The 23,735-nt window shown below is 60.9% G+C and carries 18 protein-coding genes and 2 pseudogenes; 8 read left to right on the top strand and 12 right to left on the bottom strand.

The window, feature by feature from the left end; all coding sequences use genetic code 11:
* The first annotated feature begins 149 nt into the window (after positions 1 to 149).
* Entirely contained in the window at positions 150 to 344 is a 195-nt protein-coding gene (locus tag SynPROS71_RS05655; RefSeq protein ID WP_186597297.1) for a hypothetical protein, read from the top strand.
* Here SynPROS71_RS05655 and murF read toward each other — a convergent pair whose 3' ends face one another.
* The 6 genes from murF to menD all read right to left on the bottom strand — a co-directional run bounded on the left by murF (position 345) and on the right by menD (position 7,477).
* Positions 345 to 1,760, bottom strand: a complete 1,416-nt coding sequence (gene murF / locus SynPROS71_RS05650) for a UDP-N-acetylmuramoyl-tripeptide--D-alanyl-D-alanine ligase (protein ID WP_186597295.1) — start codon at positions 1,758 to 1,760, stop codon at positions 345 to 347.
* Positions 1,757 to 2,512: a hypothetical protein gene (locus SynPROS71_RS05645; RefSeq protein WP_186597293.1), complete on the bottom strand. Its 756-nt coding sequence runs from the start codon at positions 2,510 to 2,512 to the stop codon at positions 1,757 to 1,759. The genes murF and SynPROS71_RS05645 overlap by 4 nt, the downstream gene beginning before the upstream one ends.
* 6 nt (positions 2,513 to 2,518) lie before the next feature.
* Complete coding sequence (gene glgA, locus SynPROS71_RS05640; RefSeq protein ID WP_186597291.1) at positions 2,519 to 4,093, bottom strand: glycogen synthase GlgA; 1,575 nt, start codon at positions 4,091 to 4,093, stop codon at positions 2,519 to 2,521.
* Between the two features lie 61 nt (positions 4,094 to 4,154).
* Complete coding sequence (locus tag SynPROS71_RS05635) at positions 4,155 to 4,811, bottom strand: L,D-transpeptidase (protein WP_186597289.1); 657 nt, start codon at positions 4,809 to 4,811, stop codon at positions 4,155 to 4,157.
* 39 nt (positions 4,812 to 4,850) lie between these two features.
* The gene (menB, locus tag SynPROS71_RS05630) at positions 4,851 to 5,726 is read right to left on the bottom strand and encodes a 1,4-dihydroxy-2-naphthoyl-CoA synthase (RefSeq protein WP_186597287.1); all 876 of its coding nucleotides are present in this window, start codon (positions 5,724 to 5,726) and stop codon (positions 4,851 to 4,853) included.
* Between the two features lie 14 nt (positions 5,727 to 5,740).
* Positions 5,741 to 7,477, bottom strand: a complete 1,737-nt coding sequence (gene menD / locus SynPROS71_RS05625) for a 2-succinyl-5-enolpyruvyl-6-hydroxy-3-cyclohexene-1-carboxylic-acid synthase (protein WP_186597285.1) — start codon at positions 7,475 to 7,477, stop codon at positions 5,741 to 5,743.
* A 93-nt stretch (positions 7,478 to 7,570) separates the two neighbouring features.
* Here menD and lepB point away from each other — a divergent pair, with 93 nt between their 5' ends.
* Both lepB and SynPROS71_RS05615 read left to right on the top strand, forming a co-directional pair.
* Positions 7,571 to 8,188: a signal peptidase I gene (gene lepB / locus SynPROS71_RS05620; RefSeq protein ID WP_186597284.1), complete on the top strand. Its 618-nt coding sequence runs from the start codon at positions 7,571 to 7,573 to the stop codon at positions 8,186 to 8,188.
* A gap of 14 nt (positions 8,189 to 8,202) precedes the next feature.
* Positions 8,203 to 8,556, top strand: a complete 354-nt coding sequence (locus SynPROS71_RS05615; RefSeq protein ID WP_186597282.1) for a DUF760 domain-containing protein — start codon at positions 8,203 to 8,205, stop codon at positions 8,554 to 8,556.
* Here SynPROS71_RS05615 and SynPROS71_RS05610 read toward each other — a convergent pair.
* The gene (locus SynPROS71_RS05610) at positions 8,546 to 9,739 is read right to left on the bottom strand and encodes a DUF4336 domain-containing protein (protein WP_186597280.1); all 1,194 of its coding nucleotides are present in this window, start codon (positions 9,737 to 9,739) and stop codon (positions 8,546 to 8,548) included. The genes SynPROS71_RS05615 and SynPROS71_RS05610 overlap by 11 nt on opposite strands.
* Positions 9,740 to 9,853: 114 nt before the next feature.
* Between SynPROS71_RS05610 and SynPROS71_RS05605 the strand changes: the two genes are divergently transcribed.
* The 3 genes from SynPROS71_RS05605 (at position 9,854) to SynPROS71_RS05595 (ending at position 15,396) form a co-directional block, all read left to right on the top strand.
* Positions 9,854 to 11,077: a hypothetical protein gene (locus SynPROS71_RS05605; protein WP_186473050.1), complete on the top strand. Its 1,224-nt coding sequence runs from the start codon at positions 9,854 to 9,856 to the stop codon at positions 11,075 to 11,077.
* 854 nt (positions 11,078 to 11,931) lie between these two features.
* Positions 11,932 to 12,099, top strand: a complete 168-nt coding sequence (locus SynPROS71_RS05600) for a hypothetical protein (protein ID WP_186597278.1) — start codon at positions 11,932 to 11,934, stop codon at positions 12,097 to 12,099.
* 651 nt (positions 12,100 to 12,750) lie between these two features.
* Complete coding sequence (locus SynPROS71_RS05595; protein ID WP_186597276.1) at positions 12,751 to 15,396, top strand: hypothetical protein; 2,646 nt, start codon at positions 12,751 to 12,753, stop codon at positions 15,394 to 15,396.
* A 434-nt stretch (positions 15,397 to 15,830) separates the two neighbouring features.
* Here the strand turns inward: SynPROS71_RS05595 and SynPROS71_RS13855 are convergent, their stop codons facing one another.
* From SynPROS71_RS13855 to SynPROS71_RS05575, 5 genes and pseudogenes are all read right to left on the bottom strand, one after another.
* Positions 15,831 to 16,022 (bottom strand): MerR family DNA-binding protein, encoded by a 192-nt coding sequence (locus SynPROS71_RS13855; protein WP_255442426.1) that lies wholly within the window; start codon positions 16,020 to 16,022, stop codon positions 15,831 to 15,833.
* 224 nt (positions 16,023 to 16,246) lie between these two features.
* Positions 16,247 to 16,660, bottom strand: a pseudogene (locus tag SynPROS71_RS13850) (EamA family transporter); the annotation flags it as partial.
* A gap of 27 nt (positions 16,661 to 16,687) precedes the next feature.
* The gene (locus tag SynPROS71_RS05585; RefSeq protein WP_115070378.1) at positions 16,688 to 17,857 is read right to left on the bottom strand and encodes an efflux RND transporter periplasmic adaptor subunit; all 1,170 of its coding nucleotides are present in this window, start codon (positions 17,855 to 17,857) and stop codon (positions 16,688 to 16,690) included.
* Positions 17,854 to 20,986: pseudogene (locus tag SynPROS71_RS05580) on the bottom strand (efflux RND transporter permease subunit). Before SynPROS71_RS05580 ends, SynPROS71_RS05585 begins: the two are co-directional and overlap by 4 nt.
* Complete coding sequence (locus SynPROS71_RS05575) at positions 20,979 to 21,554, bottom strand: hypothetical protein (RefSeq protein ID WP_226424080.1); 576 nt, start codon at positions 21,552 to 21,554, stop codon at positions 20,979 to 20,981. Before SynPROS71_RS05575 ends, SynPROS71_RS05580 begins: the two are co-directional and overlap by 8 nt.
* Positions 21,555 to 21,661: 107 nt before the next feature.
* On the opposite strand from SynPROS71_RS05575, the gene rppA reads away from it, so the two are divergent.
* Both rppA and SynPROS71_RS05565 read left to right on the top strand, forming a co-directional pair.
* Positions 21,662 to 22,372 carry a two-component system response regulator RppA gene (rppA, locus tag SynPROS71_RS05570; protein ID WP_363159579.1) on the top strand — a complete coding sequence of 237 codons (711 nt, stop codon included), beginning with the start codon at positions 21,662 to 21,664 and terminating at the stop codon, positions 22,370 to 22,372.
* Positions 22,372 to 23,700, top strand: coding sequence for a cell wall metabolism sensor histidine kinase WalK (locus SynPROS71_RS05565; RefSeq protein WP_186597274.1), 1,329 nt, complete (start codon positions 22,372 to 22,374; stop codon positions 23,698 to 23,700). The genes rppA and SynPROS71_RS05565 overlap by 1 nt, the downstream gene beginning before the upstream one ends.
* The last annotated feature ends 35 nt before the right edge of the window (positions 23,701 to 23,735 follow it).

The raw sequence follows: 23,735 nt of genomic DNA, 5'->3' as shown, positions 1-23,735 counted from the left end.
TTCCGCATCAGATTGCCCCCTTGAGAAGACAAGTTCAAGGGACAATTAACTCCCAAGAAACTTATTCAAATCACCAGAATCTCTTCACGAACTGATGATGGCAAAGGGCCTTCGATGCGTGAGGTTGGAAGCATCCATCCACTGGATCCATGCACGATCACAAGCGCTACACCGTGCGCTACCGCGATGCCAACAGCAATCGCATCGAGGGCTGCTATTACGCCGGCGATGCTTTTGAGGCTCGGGTCTTGGCCATGGAAATGATCAAGTACATCAAAGATCACCCCAACGCGATCGATCTGATCCGCTGCGAAGAGGGCCACTCCAGCCTGATGGCCGCCTGATCACCCGATCAACGAGTTCTGCAGGGGGGGAATCAGGCGCTCCAGCGCCACACCACGGCTGGCCTTGAGCAGCACCGTGTCTCCTGGCTTCACCCATGCGCATAAAGGCAGAGCCGCTTCCTCAGGGGTCTGAACCCGTGCAAAACGACCCAGGGAGCAAGCCGTGGCCTCCATCGCCTCGCCTTCGTCTCCGTCCGCGACGACCACCAGGCCATCGAGCTTGAGATCAACAGCTCTCTGAGCCACACGCCGGTGCAGTTCAACGCTGCGACTGCCGAGCTCCAGCATGGTTCCCAACACAGCAAAGCGACGCCCCGGTTGGTGAGCGAGCAATTCAAGAGCGGCCAACACCGCTTCCGGTGAGGCGTTGTAGGTCTCATCGAGCAGGGAAATGCCGCCCACGCTCAGACGCTTGTTCCGTCCACCCGGCATCGCCACATCCATGGCCTCAAGAGAGTGCAGGGGCACCTCGAGTTCGGACGCAACCGCCAGAGCCAACATGAAGTTGCGGGCGTTGTGACGCCCCTCGAGAGGGCAGCGGAAGCGCAGACCTTGGAACGCCAGCGATTGATCCTCCGGCTGGAAATCACCAACAAGATCGGGATCCGGCAGCGCTGCTGAGGTCAGTCCACTCACCTCAGGGCCGCCCTCGGGCTCATCTCCCTCGAGGGCAACGCGCAGAATGCGGCCCGTCCAGCAGCGCGATAACGCATCCTCCAGAAGCGCATCGCCAGCCGGGATCACCACAACCCCACGGGGCGAGAGTGCGGCAGTGATCTCACATTTCGCGGAGGCAATGGCCGCGCGGCTCCCGAGCCGCCCGATGTGCGCCGTGCCGATATTGGTGATCACAGCGATCTCCGGTTCCGCACAACAGGAGAGACGTTCAATCTCACCGGCTCCGCGCATTCCCATCTCCACAACCACGGCCGCATGGTCGCGGTGCGCTCCAAGGAGGGTGAGCGGCACACCGATGTCGTTGTTGTTGTTGCTGTCGCTGGCTTGCACATCGCCCAGGGGTGCCAGTGCCGAGCGAATCAATTCGCGGGTGGTGGTTTTTCCGGCTGATCCGGTCACTGCCACCACGGCAGCGTTCAGTTGGCGGCGATGGAGGGTGGCCAGCTGTTGGTAGGCCTCGAGCGTGTCCGCCACTTTCCAGTGCAGCAGCCCGTCTGGCACAGCATGGGCGCAGTCGCTGGCCACAAAGGCAGCCTGTGCTCCTTTCTCAGCAGCACTGCTGAGAAAGCGATGGCCATCGAATCGCTCCCCGCGCAGCGGGATGAAGAACGATCCCGGCTCCAGTGTGCGGCTATCGGTGCAGACCGGTCCAAGGGCCTGCGACAGATCCGGGGAAGGACCACCCGCCCAGAGGGGCTGCCCCCAGAGCTCCACCAGCTGGGAGAGCTGCAGTGTCACGGTGTTTTCTGCGGATCGAACATGATCATGCCGTTGCCGACGCGGGATGGCCGTGCCAGCAGATGGTGGCCGGCATCCTCCAGGGTGAGATCGTCGTAACCCTCCTCCTGAAGCTGCTGCCACCAGGCTTCAGTGCGATCAAGCCGTTGGGATGGCGCCAGGGCCGCCCACTGCTTGGCATCAAGCGTCAGCACAGCTCCATTGCGCTCCGGGACCGGTTGCGCTGTCAGCAGCAAGCCCTCCGGGAGGGCGGAATCACGATCCGCATCAGCCAGAAGCCTGAGGAGGGGGGTGACCTGCAACAGCGGGACCTCTGGCTCGGCAGCCGCAGGTTCGGCAGCGATGGAATCGAGTGACAGATCCTGAGGAGGATCGATGGGAGCAGCAACAGGCTCAGACGGCACGGGCTCCGGAATCGCTGCCAGAGGTTTGGCCTCGGGCAGTGGTGTGGTGAGAATGCGCTCGATGCCTGGAGGATCCGGGGCCTCCTCAGGCGCGAGCGCTCCCTTGAGCTGCAGTCCCCCCAACACCAGCAAGGCGACCACGAGCACCAGGAGCAGCGGCCAGAACAGAGGCGCTAGATCCTCGGGCCAGAACGCCGGTGTGGAGAGATCTCCCTCCCGATTGCGGCGCCAGAGTTCCTGAGCCCGTAGGCGCAAGTCAGCCAGTGCAGCGGGCACATCACGGCGCAGGGCTTCCCATGGACTCTGGTAGGGAGCTGGTAAGGCGCCTTTGTCCTGGGGTTCAGCCATACACAATCATCGTCGCTGTTTGCCGAGCAGCCTGGCGAGGGGGTTACGACTGGTGCGCACCGGGGTTGATGCACTCGATGCCTCGCTGCTTTCGATGGGGCCTTCATCAGCAGGGGAGAGAGCCTGTGGGGCTCCACCGTGACGGGAGGGATCGGCTTCCTGACCCTGGGAAAACTGCTCCACTGCAGCAGCATCAGGACTGGGCTCCTTGAGGCCGCAAACATCGCGGTACAGATGGTCGTACTCCAGTGCTGAACGAGCCCAGCTGTAGTCCTGCTCCATCCCCCGCAGCTGAAGATCCTTCCAACTCTCCTGATGGCGGAAGGCCTCCCAGGCACGAACCAAGGCGGTGTAGAAATCCACTGGCTCGAATCGGTCGAAGCAGAATCCCGTACCGGTCTTCTGCCGGGGATCGTGGGGGGGCACCGTGTCCACCAACCCGCCAACCTTGCGCACCACAGGCACGCAGCCATAGCGCATGGCATAGAGCTGACTGATGCCGCAGGGTTCGAAGCGGCTGGGCATCAGGAAGGCATCGCTGCCTGCATAAATCAAACGCGAAAGGGCATCGTCGTAGGTGAGGAAGACGGCAACACGTCCTGGGTGGCGTGAGGCCAGTTGCCACAGACCGGACTCCAGACCACGATCCCCGGTTCCCAGAACAACAATCTGTGAATCGGTATAGGCGAGAAGACGGTCCGCCACCTGCAGCAGCAGATCCACTCCCTTTTGATCCACCAGACGGCTCACCATGCCCACCAGGAAGGTGTCAGGGTTCACTGCCAGTCCCATGCGTTCCTGCAGGACCTGCTTGCAGGTGGCTTTCCCAGCCAGGTTGGTGGAGCTGAAGGTCGCCGGCAAAGCCTTGTCTGTGGCTGGATTCCAGGCCTCGAGATCGATGCCGTTGAGAATGCCGCGCAGCTTGCCGGAGATGTAGTTGAGCAAGCCCTCTAACTTCTCGCCGTATTCAGAGGTGCGGATTTCCTGGGCGTAGGTGGGCGATACGGCGTTGACCCGATCGGCGTAAAGAAGCGCAGCGGCCATGGTGTGGTCTCCCTGCATGTACCAGGGACACCAGGTGATGCGATCCAGCTTCCAGCGCCAGGGTCCCTGGTACTTGAGGTTGTGGATCGTGAACACCGTGCTGATCTCAGGATCCTGGTGCATCCACACCGGAATCATGCCGGTGTGCCAGTCGTGGCAATGCAGAACCTGGGGCTTCCAGACATTCCAGGCGAATTCCGCCGTTGCGCTGGCGAAGAAAGTGAACCGCCAATCTTCGTCTTCACCGCCATAGATCCGCTCGGGATCAAACACAGGGTGACCCACTAGGTAGAGCGGCAAACCATTCGTAGGGTGTCGCGTCTCAAAGACAGCGAATTCCGTCCCCATGGTCTGGGCACGCCAGATCGGTTCCGCAGGGATGTCGAGAGAGCTCCAAAGCTTGCCGTAACCAGGCAAGATCAAGCGCACATCGTGACCGAGCTGTGCCAGGGCCGGCGGCAGCGAGCCGACCACATCGCCCATGCCACCCACCTTCACCATCGGTGCACATTCGGCGGCAGCAAAGAGCACGCGCATGGTCAGTCAAACCGGTTGGGCGGCGCGACTTTAAGCGCATACAGCTGGGTTCAGAGGTCGGTCAAGGAAGCACTGTCACGGGAGTGCCGACCCGGACCATCTCAAAGATCTCCTGCACGTTCTCTTCGTAAAGGCGAACACAGCCATGGGACACAGCCCGTCCCACCGTCCAGCGGTAGGGGGTGCCATGAAACCCTGCCACCGTGCAGCCATCGATATCGAGATACTGCTCACCATCCCATCCTTCGCGGCCCTTACAGTCGCGATGAAAGCCGATCCATCGGGATCCCAACGGATTGGTGGCCTCCTCCGGGCCCAACAGTTCGCCGCTGACAGGGTGCGTCCATACCGGCTCTTTCACCTTCTGCATCACACGGAACCGCCCAGCAGGGGTTTCCCAGCCAACCGTGCCCACGGCCGCGGGGAATCGGCGCGTGAGTAAACCATCGTGGAGCACAAGCACCTGCCGGTGCTGGCGATCGAGCACAAGTTGCAGCCCCACACGCTGCAGGAGATCCGCCGGGACGCGGGCCATCGAATCGGCATCGCTCACCGGTGCTGCCAGGGGAGGAATCGGATCCGGTTCCCGTTCTGTTGAAGTCTCAGGCGCCTCAACCTGGGGGAGATCGGCCGCCTTGACAGCCCTCAGCGAGGCGAGCGGCTGGAGCGCAACCAAGGCAAGCAGTGAAAAAGTTGCTGGAAGGATGCGTTGGAGCATCGCGGCGCCGAGACGGAGTGAACGATGCAACTTTTTTAGCTAGGGGAGCCAGGGGGAGGCCGAGAAATCAGGATCTCGCTTCTCAAGGAAGGCGTTGCGCCCCTCCTGCCCCTCCTCCGTTCGGTAGAAGAGATGGGTGGCCTGACCAGCCAGCTCCTGAATGCCCGCCAGGCCATCGGTTTCGGCATTGAAGGACGCCTTCAGGCAGCGGATCGCCGTGGGGCTGTGCTGCAGAACCTCCAGGGCCCAACGCACGCCCTCAGCTTCAAGCTTGTGCAACGGAACGATGGCATTGACCAGTCCCATCTGCAGGGCCTCCTCCGCTCCGTAGCGACGGCAGAGAAACCAGATTTCCCTGGCCTTGCGCTGACCCACGACCCGGGCCAAGTACCCGGCACCGAAACCGCCATCAAAGCTGCCGACCCGCGGGCCGGTTTGACCGAACACGGCATTCTCTGCGGCAAGGCTTAGATCACAGAGCAGATGCAGCACCTGTCCGCCACCGATGGCATAGCCAGCCACCAGGGCAATCACCACCTTGGGCAGGCTGCGGATGATCCGCTGCAAGTCGAGCACATTCAGCCTGGGCAGGCCGTCCTCATCGAGATAGCCGCCATCACCGCGCACGCTCTGGTCGCCACCGGCGCAGAAGGCATAGCCACCATCGTCCGCAGGACCGACACCGGTGAACAGCACCACGCCGATGCTGCTGTCGTCGCGGATGCGGGTGAAGGCATCACAGAGTTCCACCACCGTGCGGGGGCGAAAGGCATTGCGCTTGTGCGGGCGATTGATGGCCACCCGCGCGATGCCCGGCTGGGCTCGATGCAGCAGCACGTCGCTGTAATCCCCCCAGGGCTGCCACACCACACCCGGATCACCAGGAAGCACGGATTGGGAGGTGGGATCGGCCATGGAGGCGGTGGAGATCAGCCTTCTTTTGTACTGCCTTGAACAGCGCAGAGCGCCTGTTCCACCTCTCGCCGCAGCCTCTGCCGCAGGGCGGCATCAGCCATGCGATTCGTACAGACCCGCAGCAGCACCGGTCGCCTCTGGTCCAGTCCCCACTCCAGGGCATGGGGCAGATCCTCGAGGCAGGCCAGCTGACGGGTGGGCACGCCGTGGGCCCTGGCCAACGCCAGTGGATCCACGGCCTGGGGCATGGCGAACAGATGGTCAAACGCAGCGGCCGGCACGGTTGGAATCGGCAGTTGCCCGAAGATCCCGCCGCCGCCGTTGTCGATCAACAGCACCAACAGAGGCGGAGCTGAGGCCGACGCCAACAGCCAGCCATTGCTGTCGTGCAGGAGTGCCAGATCGCCGGTGAGCAGCACCAGGGGGCCGAGCTCCCGGGACAGACCGACCGCGAGGGAGAGAGTGCCATCGATGCCGGAGGCTCCGCGAAAACTGAAGCACCGGCGTTGGCCGGAGTCGGCTGCTGCAAAAGCCAGCCAGTCCCGCACGGGACTGCTGGCGGCCAGCATCACGGGCAGGGCTGGCGGCAACAGCTGCGGCAGACGCCGCATCAAGGCCGGTTCGCTGACAGGGCCGGCTGGGGGCAAGTGCTGGGCGAGCGCACGCTCCACACTCGCCTCCAAGGCACGCCATGCCGTGAGCAAGGCGCTCGGACGCTCCCCAGTACGCACCTGCTGGGGACAAACGCCCTGCCACCAGCTGGACAGCCCCAGGCTGCACTGGCTGGCAAGGCCCAGGGGGTCGAGGCTGCGGCAGTCCCCCTCACTGATGAGCCATTGGCCTGGTCCCAGCGCGCGCAGCCAGGCTTCAAGCCGGCGGCTGGCCGGGAGAGGACCGAGGCGCAACACCTGAAGCGACGGCTCAGGCGTGGGCAATCCGGCCGGCAGCATCAGGTCCCAATAGCGGATCACCCCCGGTAAGTCCTGGGGTGCAGCAGCCAGAGGATCCAACAGCACAGGCCAGCCGCTGGTGAGGGCCAACTCCTGCAACGCCCGCTGGTAAGCCGGAAGGTCCGCCTGCAGACCACGCCAGGGTCCTGCCACCACCACGCCCGGACGGGACCAGTCCGGAACCGGACCATCCCAGGGTGTGGGGAGTGGCTCAGCAGGACAACGCTCGCCACCAGCGGCCGGTAGGAGTTGCCACGCCGACCAAAACGCCTGCTGCTCGCTCTCGCTGGGATGGAGTGGTTCCTCGAACGGCACATTCAGGTGCACGGGCCCAGCCGATCCCAGCGCCCTCTCCCAGAGCGTCGACGCCAGGGTCTGCAGCTGAACGTCGCCCTGGTGGTGAAGCCCCTCGCCTGGGGTGCTCAGAAACGCGCGGCAAACAGGAGCAAGAAACTGCTCCTGATTCACGGTTTGGTTGGCGCCGCAGTCCTTCAGGCGCGTCGGTCGGTCGGCCGTGAGCAGCAGCAGGGGAATGCAGGAACGATCAGCCTCGACGGCTGCGGGCAGAAGATTGGCCACAGCCGTCCCAGACGTGGTGATCACCGCTGTGGCACGACCGGACGCCAGGGCGAGCCCGAGCGCATGAAAACCAGCTGAACGCTCATCGATCGCGGTCACCAACGTCAGCCCCCCCTGCCTGGCCAAGCCGCCGGCCGCCAGGGCCAGAGGTGCGGAACGGCTGCCAGGGCAGAGCACAATCTGCCGAAGTCCCTGGTGCTGCAAATGGGCCAGGAGGCTCACAGCTGCCTTGAGATTGGCGATGGCGTGGCTCAGACCGATCGGCAGCGCTGATGCGATCCTCGTTCAGCGCCTACCCCCGGGTCCGTCCCTTCGATGCCCAGCCAACCCGATCAGACCGACTCACGCCGGAGTGGCTGGATCTCCCTGCTGCTGTGGGTCGTTCTGGCACTGCTGCTGCGCTGGCAGGTGCTGGAACCTCGCTGGATTCCATCAGGGTCGATGCTGCCAACCCTGCAGCTCCAGGATCGAATTCTGGTGGAAAAGCTGAGGCCGAGGTTCGATCGCGCCACCCACCAGACCCTGCCCCTGAACAGCATCGTGGTCTTCGCCGTTCCTCCCCAACTGGCAGCTGCCGGCTACGACCCGAATGCGGCGCTGATCAAACGGGTGGTGGGTTTGCCCGGCGATCAGCTCGAGGTTCGTGATGGACAGCTGCTGCGCAACAACAGCGTGGTGAACGAGCCCTGGCTGGATGAAGCGATCGACTACGCCATGGAACCAATCACCGTGCCTGATGGCACGGTGTGGGTGATGGGCGACAACCGCAATGCCAGTCTCGACTCCCATCTGTGGGGCTCCCTGCCGGACAACCTGGTGATCGGAACAGCTGTGTGGCGCTACTGGCCCCTGGCACGGTTCGGTCCGATTCGGTTCTCACAACCGGATTCAACTGTGACGCAGCACACAGCTGCGATAGGTTCAGGGTCCTGACGGAGAGCGGCGGGATGTTCAACCCGGAGTTCCTGACCACGGACAGCCAGGACGGACAACCCGTCAACGGACTGATTCAGTACCTGCAGGATCAATCGCCTGATGTGCTGCAACGCGTCGCGAAATCCGCGAGCAACGACATTCAGGATGTGATCCGACACAACGTGCAGGGTCTGCTGGGAATGCTTCCTGGAGAGCAGTTCGAAGTGAAGGTCACCGCCAATCGCGACAACCTGGCCAACATGCTGGCCTCCGCAATGATGACGGGGTATTTCCTGCGTCAGATGGAGCAGCGCAAGGAATTGGAAGAAGCGATGTTCGGCGACGAAGACATGGCCATCGGCCCCGACGACGAACTCAATCTTTGAAGGGGTCAGGCGGTACGAGCTTGTAGCGCAACAACGTTGTGTCGATCCCGGCAAGAAAGTCCCAGCTCCCCTGATCTGGGGCCCAGGGCCTCTGGAGTAGTTCCGCCTTGAACGCACTGACGATCTCAGGGGTGAACGCCAGAGGAGCGCTGTAGTGCGCTGGCACCAGCCAACGCATGGACTCAAGGCCTGCCAATTCATCCAACCAGCCGAGCAGGGCTTGGCGTGCCCGCGGTAGCACCAGCCGCTCCAAAACCGGAGCGACCTGCAGACGCGGTGCAGGGTCCCCCATCAAGGCCGCCGCCGCCTGTTGCCAGCCGTCCTTCCAGGAAAAGGGATAGAGCCCGAAGTGCTCACGGGGCGAGCGCAAACCGGGACGAAACGCCTGGCGAAGCACCTGTTGCAACGAAGGAACGTCCAGGGGTTCCGGCCTCAAGTAGGAGGCGAACAGCACAAGCCGGGCCCAACCGCGACGTCGTGCTTCAACTGAATCCAGAAGCGGCTCATCGCCCCGCTCGCGGGCATGGAACAACAGCGGGGTGGGGTCTGGATCGAACACCGCGGAGGGCTCAGCACTGATCCCCACCAGTGCATCGGTCACCAGAAGGGTCCCGGAAGGACGGTGAAAACAGCTGATCTCCTGAAATCGCCCCACGCCGAGGTCCAGTGGACCGAGAGAGACCCAGTGGCAGATCTCTGGATGGGGCACCCCGTCGTCGAGCAGAACCCGGGTGCGACGTTTCGGCACTCCTAACCAGCTGAGGGGAAGTTGCACAGGGAAACTCCACTGGCCAGGGCACACCCACAGATCGGCCTGCGGGAACGCGCGAGCCAGAGGTCCTAGAGGAAGCTTGTGCTCGAGCCCCGATGCCGTCGGCATCACGATGGTCTGCACGGGTCCATGGACAGCCTCCAGATCCGCGAGTTTCTTCAGAAGCTCCCGGGTGGGCGGCAGGGGATTCACCAACATCAAGCCGCCGGGAACCCTCACCACCGTGAGACGAATCGGCACAGCCACGTAGTACACCCCTTGAAGCTGCTCAAAGCTCCAGAGCTCACCGGGGATCAGCTCACTGAACACCGTGCGGCGGCGTCCATAGGGATAGAGCGGCAGCAGCGGCCACCAAGGCCAGCGTTGGTCGGCTGGCGAGATGCCCTCAGTTGCACTCAGATCACTTGCCATCACTCAAATTGACTGTTCCGTTGTTCCAGGTTGTGCAAGTGGGCATAACCTTGTGCAAGTGGTTTTAGGGACAACTTAGGGATAAAATAGGCAGACAAGCCGCCCTGTCCCTAGATGACAGACACCACTGGGCAACGCCGAAACAGCGCAAGGCTGAAGCAGCTCTCCCAGTATCTCCGGACCGTTCATTCAGAGCGGTATGGCCTATCTCTCAGGCGCAAAAGCAGACCTAACGGTCAGGAGCTGATCTACCTCTCGTTCAGGACGCGACCTGATGGGGGGGGAGATCAGAAGTGGCTGAAACTCAATGCGTCCTATGAGGACACAGACCTCGCTATTTCGCGTGCCATCGATCAGGCCTTAGCCGACTTCGACAGCAACGTCAAAAGGAATGCGGGTGGTCCTGTTGGTAGCTCACTTGGTGTCTATCAAAGACAGGCTTTAAGCCGCATCGAAACAGACGGGAACTCTGAGAAGCACGCTGCTCGTCGTGTGAAGTGGCTTAAGAGCTGCGTTCAGTGGCTCTCCGAAAACAACGGCAGGGCTACGAGCCGAGAGGATCTGCTGCGTTGGATCGCAAGTTGGCCAGCAGAAGCGAGAAGTCGTCGCGATGCCATCTCCTCTGCATGCCTGATCTTCGGGATCGCGACAGATGGCAAGCAACTCAACCCAGGCAAAGAGTTTGCTTACCAAGAACCCCAGGCAGGGCAGGGACGACCGATTGATCCTGAAGAGGTACAGCGCGTCATCTTGAAACTCTGGGATCGAGCTGAAACCTCTGAGCTTGCTCATGCAGCCGCATGGCTGACGTCTTGGGTTGCTCTCACCGGTGCTCGTGGCGCGATGGTAATGGCCTCACAACTGTTGTGGACTCCTCCAGGAAGGGTGGAAGTAGTCGTTGGGGGTTATGTGGAATGCCGTGATAGCAAAAGGGGTAGGAATCGGCAGGCACAACTCTGTCCTTCATGGAAAGAGCTTCTTGAAGCCGTTGGGATTGAAAAACTGAGCACTCCTCCGCAACGCCTCCGAGATGCCGCCAGTCCATGGAATGAGAAACCCAACCAAGAACAACAGAGGAGAACAGAACAAGAGCTCAACGCCATTCATGGCTGGATCTGGCGAGAATTCTCAGAAGAGCGCGGATTGAGAGCTGATCGCGATTTCATCGGGCTACGCACTCTTCGGCACAACGCTGCGCGACGACTGCTGGAGGTGAAACAGCTCGACCTTCTACAGATTGCAGGTCTTCTCTCAACATCTGAGGACATGCTCAGGAGGACGTATTCCGACCATCACCGCTTCCGCTCGAACGAGATCATCAGAGAGGTCTTCGGGTAGATCTCTGAGTTCAATAAAGGCTATGAAAGAAATCTCCAACGAAGATCTGAGAGACATCCAGATTCCTGATCCTGAAAGTGGCAGTGATCGATGGATCCACTTCGCACACACCATTAACGGCTACGAAGTTGACCCATTGATCAAGCAGACAGATCAACGCTCTTCTATTCACACTGCACGAACACTTACTGAACTTCGATGCGCCTTATTCCATCTCGCGAGAGCCGATCGATGGCAGGGAGCTACAGCGCCTGTGCCGGGCCTTGAGGAAGATGTTGAGACGCTCCTACGGAAGATTCGCGCAAAAGTTGCTGCGGGCGAACTGGAATAGAGGCTTGCCAAGCCACTTAAAAGACAGCAATCACTGTGGCAAGTCTCATTTTGTCCCTGAAATGGCACTCAGGCCGTCACAGACGCCCCAATGTCATCAGAACTGCTTCTTGATTCCAGAGGAATTCGCCGCGCGGTGACAACGGGTTGATCTTGCGGCGGTGAAGCCCATCCCGAAGAAGACCTGCCCTGAGCATGTTCCCAAGAGTGTTGCGATGCACCCCGAGACAAGAGGTCAACTCTCTTGTACGCATCCAAGTAATCGGAGTGTTCGACATGTGAATCAACCATCTACTACAAACTACCCGTGTTGATCGAAGGAGCTGAAAGTGAAGCCATCAGCGAACTTAGTTGTGTCTTCTCACCTTTGCGGATAATCGCCTGCAACTCAGGTGATATTCAGGATTCGCATCAGCTCAGTTGTCATTCAAAAGCTCAGATATTCCGAGCGCCGTTGCCTCGATGTTCATTGAACCCTCTACTGCTTTGCAGATTGCGGCAATCACGGAAGGTAGCTCTCGTCCATGGAGGACAGTGCCGGCCTCGAGATGGTGCTTCAAGCTGCGCTCGACCAAGGCAAGCAGCTCGTCCGCTCGTTCTGCAACGGTTCGTGCTCTTGCGAGCTGTTCTTGTCTAAAGGTCTCGAGCTGTTCCTCATATCGCTCGAGCTCTGCTTCAGTTCGTGCTTCTGAGACTGTCTTCAGCTGCCCTGAGTCGTAGTCAGCTAGGCGCTCACTCCAGTTCCAATGATCCGCTCGTCGGCGAAGGGTTGACTCAGAGCAACCCACGACAACTGCTGTCTGCCTGAACTGACGAGCAGGTCCAAATTCCCGGTGCACAAGGAGCTGCTCGAAGGAATCTGCGGGCTCGCCGGGAAGCTGGGGAAAGGAGGTCATCGTTAGCTGCTCTTTCCTTGAGGGTTCCAATAAGCGTCAGAGAGACCTAAACGGCTTCAACTACATCTCGATCTAAAAGCAAAGAGAAGCTCAAGTAACCCCCAGTAATTTGAAGAATCAGCTCTCTAGTCGTTGGTAAGCAAATCACGTCCTCACAACTCCTCTGATCGGCAAGGTGGTCATCAGAGACTTGGTAAGCCCGGATATGACTCTCAGAAAGTCCAGGCAGAAATCAGGCGAATTCCCGAATTTCTTGAAGCGATAGGCATTAAGGCATCGGAGGTATGTCTCACGCTCTATGGCGGAGATGGCGGCAACTGGCACTGGCAAAAGGTTGATGGTGCAACCCACTGCAGGCCTGTCGATATCAATCTGATCCAGGAACAAATTCTGGACTGGTCAATTGATGGATTCCATCGTCAGGGTCACCAACTCGGTTTTTACCCGATGTTTGGCGGCAGCACCAAGGCGCAGTCACAGGGCTCGCCGTGCCTCAAGGTTGAGTGCGACATGCTGCCAAAGGATCAGCAACTTGCAGTGCTGCGGGCCTTCGAGCACACCTACGACGTCCGCTTCACGATCGTCGACACAGGAGGTAAATCGCTTCATGCCTATCTCTCAATAAATGAGGTCATCACCGTGGAGCGCTATCAGCTGGTGTGCCGGTGCTTCCACGAACGGCTAGTAGATGTGGCTCGCATAGACGACATCCACTACAAGGCCGACGACGCCGTAAGCCGAATCACTCAAGCCATGCGGCTGCCTGGTGCAATTCATAAGAAGACCGGAGAAGTCGCCACAGTGCTGCAACTCGGCAAGCAATGCTCCCTCGAGCAGATCGAGTGTGGCCCTAAGGATGTCGATGACTTCCGAAAAGAGTCGACCACCCGGCGAGCAGTCGCTTGCACTTGCACCGCTGGCCGTGTCCTCGGTTACGAGGGCGACGAGGCCATGCAAATCCTCGCGACGATTGCTCAGGTCTGGGACAAGCGCATTCCAGGTGAGGCCACTTATCCGAAGGTTCTGCCACTGGTCGCCAATCTCACATCTGTTTTAGGAGCCGAACAAGCCGCCCAGCTCCTCTACGACCAAGGCCATTACGACAAGGTCGGTGAGCATGACCTCAAGGGCCTATTGGAGTGGTGCTCGTCGTTTGTAGAGCCAGTAAATCCAGCAGATGCCACTGCGCGGCTCATCTCGATGGCCGCTACCAGGTACGGCTGGGAACGTCCCAGGGCCTCCACCTCAATCGTTGCTGACCCCGCTACAGAGCTCATCAACAGTGAGGAGGAGCTACGGGCAACTCTCAAGGGACGATCGATCCTGACCAACTGCCGGACCGGGAAGGGCAAGTCAAAGCAAGCCCTCGGGGAGGCAGTCGACATGCACCGGGAAAGCCGCCAGCGGAATGGTGATCGCTCGAAGTTCTCTGTTGGCTGCATCAGCCCCCGTCGAACAATCAACGCACAGAACGCTCAGATCACAGGTGGCCGCGACGTTTCCACAGGTCGCGGGTCTCTAGAGGACTTCTACATAGCCTGCCTCCAGTCTTGGGGTTTAGATCACAAGCGCCATGGCAACGAGCTGCTCTGGCGCGACGGTGTCATGCCAGCAGCAGGGTTGTTGATCATCGACGAGCTCCGCCAGGTAATGGAGGCCGTGTTGTTAGGCAAGGCTGGGCCAGGGGAGTTCTGGGGGTCGCCTGGGGAGCGCGTTGAGACGTTCTGTCGGTTGGTCTGGACAATCCGCAACGCCGCCCAGGTCTACGGGATGGATGCTCAGCTAGGCGCACCTGAGATCGACTTCATAAACAGCGTCCGCGAGGTAAATAGGTCTCTGCCTGTGATCGGCAACCCAAGGGAAGAAAACGGCGGGGTGTTCCGCTGGACGAACAAGCAGAACATCTGGAGAGCAGCGCTACTGGAGACGATTCAGGACGCCGATAGAACAAAGCCTGTACTGGTTGTCACGGGCGCTAAGGGGGAGGAGAAAGACGACTCCACTAGGGGCATATCTGCCTGGGCACTTAAGCGTTTCATCGAAATCGAGACAGCCGAGGAGATCACTTCACCCCAGCTGGACCATCCGGTGACCTTCTCACGTTTGCATGTTGTCGTAATCGACAGCCTCAATAAAGACGAGACCGAGCAGCGGAAGATCCTGATGGAGAAAGACATGGGCATCGCGGACGTCGTCATTGTCACGCCCGTCGCTCAGTCGGGTTTCTCCTTTATCGGTGACTTCCATCAAGTCGGCTTCGTTGCTGGTGGCCTGACTCTGCCGCCAAACTGCGTCTCGCAAGGCGCGCGCAGAGAGCGGACCCTGGGGACTTGCTATGGCTACCTGCCTCGCACCGAGGTCGACCAGAGCTGTCCGTTCTTCACTTCAGATCCAGAGGAGAATGCCAAGGTCATCCATAAGGCGTTGCTCGAACATGACCGCGACATCAACACCCTTGGCCCGGTCGAGGAGCTGATGATCGCTACATCACTCGCCTATTACGAGCGGTCGATCACAGAACTTGCGTTGTTCACTGACTATGCCTTGGCGTACTTACATCAAGACGGTTGGACCTTAGAAGCATTAGGCGATTTTGAGCACGGTCAGAGGGGACGTAAACGGGTCGCCAAAGTAGCCAATATTCTGGGAATGACACCCTTTGAGGAGCTGTCACCTGTCAAGCAGCTGATTCTTAAGGGTCTGATTGGTCTATTGAACGCGGAAGAAGTCGCAGCCATTGAACGCAAGGCAGTTGGCGGTGGCCTCGTTGATCTGGTCGGAGCCAACGCAGCCAAGGTCGTTGATCTCTTGCAGCGCTCAGGGTTAGTTCAGCTATGTGACGGGACGCCTAGACCCAAGAACGACCCCCAGATCGTTGCCTGTGGTCAGGTTCTGCAGTCACCAGAGGCAATAGAGCTGTTTAAGCGGTCCAGCACTCTCCAAGTTCGGGCCAGTCGCTCAAAGCACAAAGCAGCCAACGCGGTAAAAGCCATTGGCGTCATCGTCAAACAGCTCGGTGGCCAATGGAAGCGCTGCGGAGACGGTCGGTCCAAGATTCTGGGGGAATTACCGCTACCTAAACAATGCCGTTAAGGCAAAACGCTCTATAGAAGACTTGCCTTAAGCGCATTTTTTGAGAGATCGACGTCACCTCACCAGGTACAGGCCCTGCATCACCGACGATCAAGCACCGGCATCGCCACCATCCAAGGCAAAACCGTCACACCTAAAACAATCGCTTCTAACCCCAGGCTGCAGTTGCACACACTCCTGCCCAGTTGCACAACAAACGAGGGACATTTCAGAGACACGACCCTTAAATCCACTGCAAATAAACACTCTCAAGCGGCAGCAGCGGCCAGAAACCCCAGTACTGGTCGGCACGACTATTCATGGCCAAGCCTCTCGCGCACCCTGGATTCGATAGCTCCACCCCCATGATCACAGGTCTTGATCACCGATCGAGCACCCGCAGCAAAAGACCAGATTCAACCGAAGCCTGAGCACTGCGCTGATCGCGCAACGCATCAACGGCCGCCGCAGCGCTCCCAGGTGTTCAGCATCGTGTTGAGTTCGGCTTCCAGGCTCTGTAGTTCGTGGACGCGCTGCTGAATCTCGGTGAGCTTGCCGCGGATCGTGGCCTGGAGATCGTTGCAGGTGCAATTCCCGGATCGCCGTGCACCCAGCACAGTGCCAACCGTCGCCAGCGGTAGATCCATGGCCCGCAGACGGCGGCAGGTGGAAAGGGATGCCCCAGGACCCAGGCAAGAACGAGCATGGGCAGCGATGCACCCAGTGCCTTGACGGTGGCAATCTGAATCGGATCGCGCAGACTCAGGCGTTGGCTGAGGTTGTTGTCGATCCCCCAGGCCAGGGTCGCCAGAGCGATCAGGGCAGCTCCGGTGGCATTGACACCGCCGAGTGATCCATCCGAAAGAACGATGGCCCCAGCGATGGTGAGCGCTGCTGCCGCAGCGCCGCGTTTGCCGAGATGTTCACGCCCCACCAGAACAGCGATGGCCAGGGTGAAGACGGTCTCAAGGTTGAGCAACAGTGAACTCGATGCGGCTGGTAACCGCGCCAGGCCGTGAACCAGGGCAACGGGCCCGACGATCCCGCCCAGAAGGATCAACCCAGCCAAGGCAGGCGCATCACGCCGTTGGAGGGGGCTTTCATCCTGGGTTCGGCCTTTCATCAGCCGAACAATCGCCAGAGCCAGAGTCGTCCCTGCGTAGAGCAACCCGGCAATGCTCAGGGACGAACCGCTGGCCGTGAACGTACTGATCAGTGGGGCGCTGCATCCGAACAGCACGGCCGCAGCGAAGCCAGAGAGTTGACCGCATCTCAAGGATGCCATCGGTTTGATCGGGTTGCTGAACTTCACTCAGTTCTGGCTGCTGTCCTTGGAAGCATCCAGTGCGTTGCGCAACATCTGCGTGTTGCCTCTCAGGAGCACATCACCTTGACGAACACCCTGAAGGATTTCCGCTTGCCCCGCCGTTTGCTGGGCCACCACCACAGCAACCTGTTCCACAGCCCCCCGTTGATAGCGAAAGACCACCGGTGATCCATTGATCAGGGCAATGGAATCCTGCGGAACAATGAACCGTTGCTCGGAGGATGGGATCTGCACAAAGGCCGTGATAGCTGTTCCGATCGGTGGGAGTTGAGCATCAATAGGTTGCGCGCGGAGCAGCATCACGCGCCCGGCGGTTTGCGCATCAGGTGCCACAGCGATCACCCGTGCCTGCAGCGTCTGAGCTCCCGCTCGAACGCGCAGCAGCTGTCCGGTCCTGATGTTCGTGGCGAGTCCCGGTGACACGAGGAAGCGAAGCTCACCCCCTGTGACATCACTGATCTGGGCCACGTCTTCCCCCACAGACAGGACGGCACCGGGTGAGGTGCTCACAGCAGTGACCTGACCGGCAATTGGACTGCGAATCAACAGACGCCCTGAATCATCAGGCTTCCCTAGCGCTGAAGCCTTGGCAGCGGCTGCCCTGGCTGTCGTCGCGGCTGTAACGCTGGCGATGCGGCGGCTTTCCAGCTCCTGGGTCGAGAGTGCACCTTGCCGTGCCATGGGTTCGGCAAGGCGGTACAGGTATGCGAGCGAGTGCGCCGTGGCCTGCGCTGCATCGGCATCGGCGCGTACAGCAGCCGCATCAGCGCTTTGGACTTCTGCGATCGGTTCGCCAGCACGAACACGGGTGCCCGGTGACACCATCAGACGTAAAACACGTCCCGCCACAGGCATCCCCACGCTTGAGCGCGACGATGTTGCTGCTTCAACAAAACCAGTGATCGGACGTTCCGTGCCCGAGCTCAGTTCGGGGCGAACAGTGGTCAATCCCAATCGCCGAAGCTGGTCTTCGCTGAGAGCCACGCTGCCATTGGCATCCGCACGGTCCATCGCCGCAACCGATGGCGCAGAGACCGGCCGGCTGCTCTGGCGACCCACACCGATTCCAACCAGCAGAGATGCGGAGATCGCCAGAGGAAGAAGCACGCCGGGTTGGCGCAGGTGATGCGTGAGGTGGTTAAGGCTCAGGTTCATGACGGGAGAGAGGCAAGAGACGACGCCGAACCGTCGCGGGCGGGCAGCAGCCAATGGCCAAAGCGTGCATAGAGCGCCGGGAGCACCAGCAGGGTCAGGGCCGTGGAGGTGGTCAATCCACCGAGCACCACCACAGCCAACGGTTGCAGGATTTCATTCCCGGCCCCGAAAGCGAGTGCAAGAGGCAAGGCTCCGAGTGCCGAGGAGAGGGCTGTCATCAGGATGGCGTTGAGGCGCTCCAGGCTTCCCTCACGGATCACCTCGCCCAGGGGTTGCCCTGCGCCGTGGCGGCGGTTGTAGTTGTCCACCAGCAACAACCCATTGCGCACGGCGATGCCAAACAGCGTGATGAAGCCGATCAACGAGGCGATCGATAGCACTCCTCCCGTGAGCAACACCGCCACCACACCTCCGATCAGGGCCAGGGGCAGGTTGAGCATGATCGCCACTGTGGCGGGCACTGATTTCACCGAAATCACCATCAGCACACCGATCACCACTGCGGCAACAGCGCTGTAGAAGACCAGAGACGCGGTTGCCCGTTCTTCTGATTCGAACTGGCCGCCGTAGCGGATCGTGTAGCCCTGAGGCAGTGGCACCTCACGGGCAATGGTGCGCTGGATGTCTTTGACGACAGTGCCGAGGGGCCGGCCGCTGACGTTGGTGGAGACCACGATCATGCGGGAAACATCTTCTCGGTTGACGATGTTGGCCCCCAGACCTTCCTCAACCCAGGCAACACTGCCGAGAGGAACGGTCATGCCAGAACCTGAAGGCCACCGGCAACGAGCGGATGGCCTCCAGGTTCTGGCGAGCATTCTCCTGAAGCTGCACGAGCACATCGCTGCGCACACCCCCTTCCACCACGTGGCCCACCACCTTGCCGTTGAGCGCGATCTCCACTGCTTGCGACAGCTCCTCCACCGTGAGCCCCAGCGCCGCCGCAAGCGGGCGGTCGTAGTGGATCTGCACCTGGGGAATCGGCAGCTGCGGTTCCAACTGCAGATCCACCACTCCATCAATGGGTTTGATGGCCTTCTCCACCGCCTCACCGATGCGGCGCAGTTCGCCTAAATCGGTGCCGTAGATCTTGATTGCAATCGCGCTGCGCACCCCCGAGAGCACCTCATCCATGCGATGCGAGATGAAGCCGCCGATGTTGGGCGCCACACCGGGCAGCTTTAAAAAAGCCTGCCGCAGCTCGGCAATGGCAGCGGGCCGATTGGCCATGGCTTGATCGCTCAGTTCCACATCCACGTGAGCTAGGTTCACGCCGGCCCCATCGGCATCACCGGGGGCGCGGCCCGTGCGCACCTGCACCCATGCAAACAACGGGTTGTTCTGCAGCGAACGGGTCAGTGCAAGCCCCGCTCGGTTGGTCATCTCCAGTGACACCCCGGGGTAGAGCACCATCGAACTCACCAGCGATTGTTCGCGGAATTCCGGTAGAAACACCCGGCCCAGTGCCGGCAGGATCGTTGTGGTGGCGACGATCAGCGCCAGAGCGATGGCCAGCACGCGCTGCGGTGATCTCAGCGCTAGATCCAAGATTGGCCGGTAGAGCCGCTCAGCCCGGTTAGCCAGCCAGGTGTTCTCCTCTGGCAGCTCCGCAGGCGCAAGCAAGATGGCGCACAACGCGGGAGAGAGCGTTACCGCTACGAGGGTGGAGGCCGCGATCGACAGCAGGTAGGCCAGGCCCATCGGCGCAAAGATGCGCCCTTCTACGCCGGTGAGCGAAAAGATCGGCGCAAACACCACCACGATGATCACGGTGGAGAACAGCACGGGCTGGCGCACCTCTACCGAGGTGTCGAACACCACCTGCAGGGGCGATTTGGGCGTGTCGCTGGCCCGGTTGCGGCGCAGCCCCCGATAGCAGTTCTCCATGTCGACGATCGAGTCGTCGACCACCGAACCGATCGCCACCACCAGCCCACCCAGGGTCATGGTGTTGATGCCCAGGCCCAGGCTCTTCATCAACATCAGGCCAATCAGCAGTGACAGCGGAATGGCGCTGAGGCTGATCACGGCGGCGCGCCAGTTCATGAGAAACAGCACGATCACCACCGAAACGATCACCACCCCCTGGAGCAGCGACTCGCTCACATTGCGGATGGCACTATCGATGAAATTACTCTGACGAAATGTGGTCTGGACCTGCACATCGCTCGGCAGCGTGCGGTTCAGCTCGGCCAAGCGCTGCTCCACTGCCCGGGACACCGTGGGGGTGTCCACATCGGGCTGCTTGGTCACCATCAGCACCACAGCTGGCTTGCCGTTGAAGCTGGCGTCACCGCGTTTGAGCGCTGCACCGCGCTTCACTTCTCCCAGTGTTGAGAGCAGCACCGATCGTCCCTGCTCGCTCTTCACCGCCGCATCCGCCAGATCGCTCACCTGTGTGACCTGAGCCAAGGGGCGAATCAACCGCTCCTGGCCACCCCCGATCAGAAAGCCTCCAGGGCTGGTGGCCATCGCCGAGCCAACACCCTCCATCACCGCCTTGAGCGAGACAGCCTGAGCCTGCAGCTCCTGGGGATCAAGGAGCACCTGAAATTGCTGCTCATCGCCGCCGTAGATCGTCACCTGGGCGACGCCGGGCACCGCCAGGATCGACTGGCGATAGGAGCGCAACACCAGCTGCTGCAGATCCATCAGCGATGTGGCGCCATCGCCGTTCACGGTGAAGGCGACCTGCAGGATTGTGCCCAGAGGCGACACCAGCGGGGAGAGCTCGGGGGGATCTGCATTGGTAGGCAGCTGGGCGCTCACCTGTTGCAGCCGCTCCGCCACGGATTGGCGGGCGCGGTAGATGTCGGCGTTCTGGTTGAACACCACCTGCACCATCGACAAACCCGGCTTGGAGGAGGAGCGCACGGTCTCCACCCCGGCAATGCCATTCACTGCCGATTCGATCGGCAGCGTGATGCGGGTTTCCACTTCTTCCGGTGAGAGCCCAGCGGCGCTGGTTTGCACATCCACCTGCGGCGGCGCGAAGGGGGGAAACACATCCAGGGGCATCTGGCTCACCGCCAGCAGGCCCCAGAGGCTGATCACCACCGCGGCGGCAACGATCAGCCAGCGGCGTGCGATCGAAAACCGCAGCGTTGTGTTGAGCAACCGCTCAAGCATCCGTCTTCCTGCGGCGGTTCAGCCAGATAGCCCCAGCGGTGAGTACGACAACCGCGCCAGCTGCCAGGGCGGGAATGGGTAGAGCGGACGGGCTCGCCGTCGCGCTGTCCTGTGGCGCAGCGGCTTTGTTATCTGCTGCCGGCTCAGCCTGTGGTGTCTTCTTCGATTCGGCGTACAGCGAGAGGGCGCCAGAGATCACCACCTCGTCGGTGGGATCAAGGCCCTCGGTGATCACAACCCGGTCACCCTGTCTGGAACCCGTCACCACGAGAACAGGGTCGTAGGTGGTCTGGGTTTGCACGAACAGCAGTGGCTTGCCATTCGCATCGACTAGAGCAGTGGAGGGAACCGAGAGCCCATCCGGCCCGTCTTCCGGCGTTGCCGTGGCCACCCCCAACAGGGCATCGGTTTCGGCGTTGCGGCGCACCTGGCGTGCGTCGCCCTGCTGCTGAAACTCATCGCCATGGCCCACATGCGCCAGGGCCAGGGGCGTGGCGATGGGCGCTGCGAGTAAGGCTGTGGCAGCAAGGCTGGCGCTGGCCGCCAGCTGCAGGATTCGGGGAAGCAAAGGCCTGGGGAAGCACTGGATAGGCGGAAGTTGGCACAACCGGGATGAAAAACAGATGAAATCCACTGCCCTCACTAAGATCTGTGCCCTGTTGATCCGCCACGCCGATGCCCATGCGGATCCTGTTGGTGGAGGACGAGATGGATCTAGCGCGATCCATCCAGGCAGTCCTGGAGGGCCAGGGCCATGTGGTGGATCACTGCGTCAGCGGTCAGGACGGCTGGGTGCTTCTGGGGAGTGATCAGGCCCACTACGACCTGGGAATTCTTGATTGGATGCTCCCGGAGCTCAGCGGCCTCGATCTGTGCAGGCGAACGCGATCGCGGGGCCTGGCGCTACCGCTCTTGCTGCTCACGGCCCGTAACGAAACAGCCGACCGGGTTGAGGGCCTGGATGCCGGCGCGGACGACTATCTGAGCAAGCCCTTCGCGATGGAGGAGCTGCTCGCACGGGTACGGGCGTTGCAGCGGCGACAGCCCAGCTATCGGGCGCCGCTCCTGGAAGCCGGTTGCTTCCGGCTGGATCTCGCCGCGGGGCAGTTGCTCGTGGCAACAGCCGCAGCTGAGGTTTGCATTGAGCTCTCCACGAAAGAGCAGCAACTGATGAGCTATTTCCTGGAACACCCCGGTGAGGTGATTTCCGGCTCACGCTTGCGCAACCAACTGTGGAATCTGCAGCAGGATCCCATCAGCAATGTTGTTGCCGCCCAGGTGCGATTGCTGCGGCGCAAGCTTGCTTCTCATGGGCTTGCTTCTCCGATTGAAACCATACCGAGTAAGGGGTATCGGCTGAACCCGCATGCTGCGGTGTTGCTGTGATGACCATCCAAACGCCAGCGCATCGCCTGTTATTTCAAGCTCGATTGAGACTGGCGGGACTCTCCTTGCTGGTGATGGGTGCACTCCTTTACGGCGCGGGGTTCGCGATGGGACGGCTGTTGCTGCAGAGCCAGGACAGCGCCATCCGGCGTGAACTGCAAGCTCTTGCCGGCACCCTGCACGACAGTCTCAAGCCTGACCTGCTGCCGCAGGCGGCCCGGCCCACGCCCGCACTTGTTTCGGTTCTACCGGGCCTCTGTATTGCAGGAGAGCCTTGCAAGGCACCGGATTCATTGGTTGAACGCCATGCCATCAGTGCCACCGATTCCGACCGCTACAAGCTGCGTGTTCTCGATCCCAACGGTGCTCTGCTGGCCAGCTCCCCCGGGGCTCCGATCCTGCTCCCGCCAGCGGCTGATCAAGGTTGGCAGCTCACGCAAGAACCCGCTGGCCGGCGCTGGCTCACCTACTCCATTCATCTGCATCACTCCAACAGCAACAGAGAACCCGTCTGGGGATTCCTTCAGATTTCACACAGCCTGAACGATCTGGACCGGGAAGCACAACAGCTGGTGTGGTTGGGACATGCTGTCTTCCTCGTTGCGCTGCTGGCCATGGGCGCTGCCAGCTGGTGGCTGGCTGGATTGGCGATGGCACCATTACTGGAGGCCTATCAGCGACAGGAGCAGTTCAGCGCCGATGTGGCCCACGAATTACGCACCCCGCTGGCCAACTTGATGGCAGTGGTGGAGACAGGACGCTGGGATCGGGTGCTGGCCCAGGGCCGGCGCCTGCAGAACCTGATCGGCGACCTGTTGTTGCTCGCCAGCCTTGAACGACCCTGCGAGCGGGAGCCGGCAACGGTGTGTGATCTCGCCGAGATCACGGCCGATGTGATGGAGGATTTTTCAGAGACAGCTGCGGCTGCTCAGGTGAGCCTGATTCACACGTCATGGATGTCCAGTGCCAAGGTGCTTGGGGCGGAGACAGAACTCAGCCGGCTTGTGATCAATCTGCTGAGCAACGCGATGCAGCACAGCCCAGCAGGTGGCGCGATCGACGTCTCCCTGAAGCACCAGGGTCGCCATTTCCAGCTTTCAATCACCGACAACGGACCTGGCATCGCTGAGGAGATGCAGGGCCGAATCTTTGATCGCTTCACGCGACTGGATCCGTCTCGCTCACGCCTCCAGGGTGGCAGTGGGCTGGGGCTGGCCATCGCGCAAGCCATCGCCGTCCGCCATCGCGCAGCAATCCAGGTGCACTCCAGGACTGGATGCGGCAGCTGCTTCTCCCTGGAGATTCCGGCGGCTGAGCCACCCCATTGACTCTCCACCGACTGGAGTGTTTACGGTGGAAGCAG

Origin of the sequence: Synechococcus sp. PROS-7-1 (assembly GCF_014279795.1) — a bacterium.
GTDB lineage: Bacteria > Cyanobacteriota > Cyanobacteriia > PCC-6307 > Cyanobiaceae > Synechococcus_C.
The sequence above is the reverse complement of the archived record's forward strand: the minus strand, read 5'-3'. Positions and strand labels throughout refer to the sequence as shown.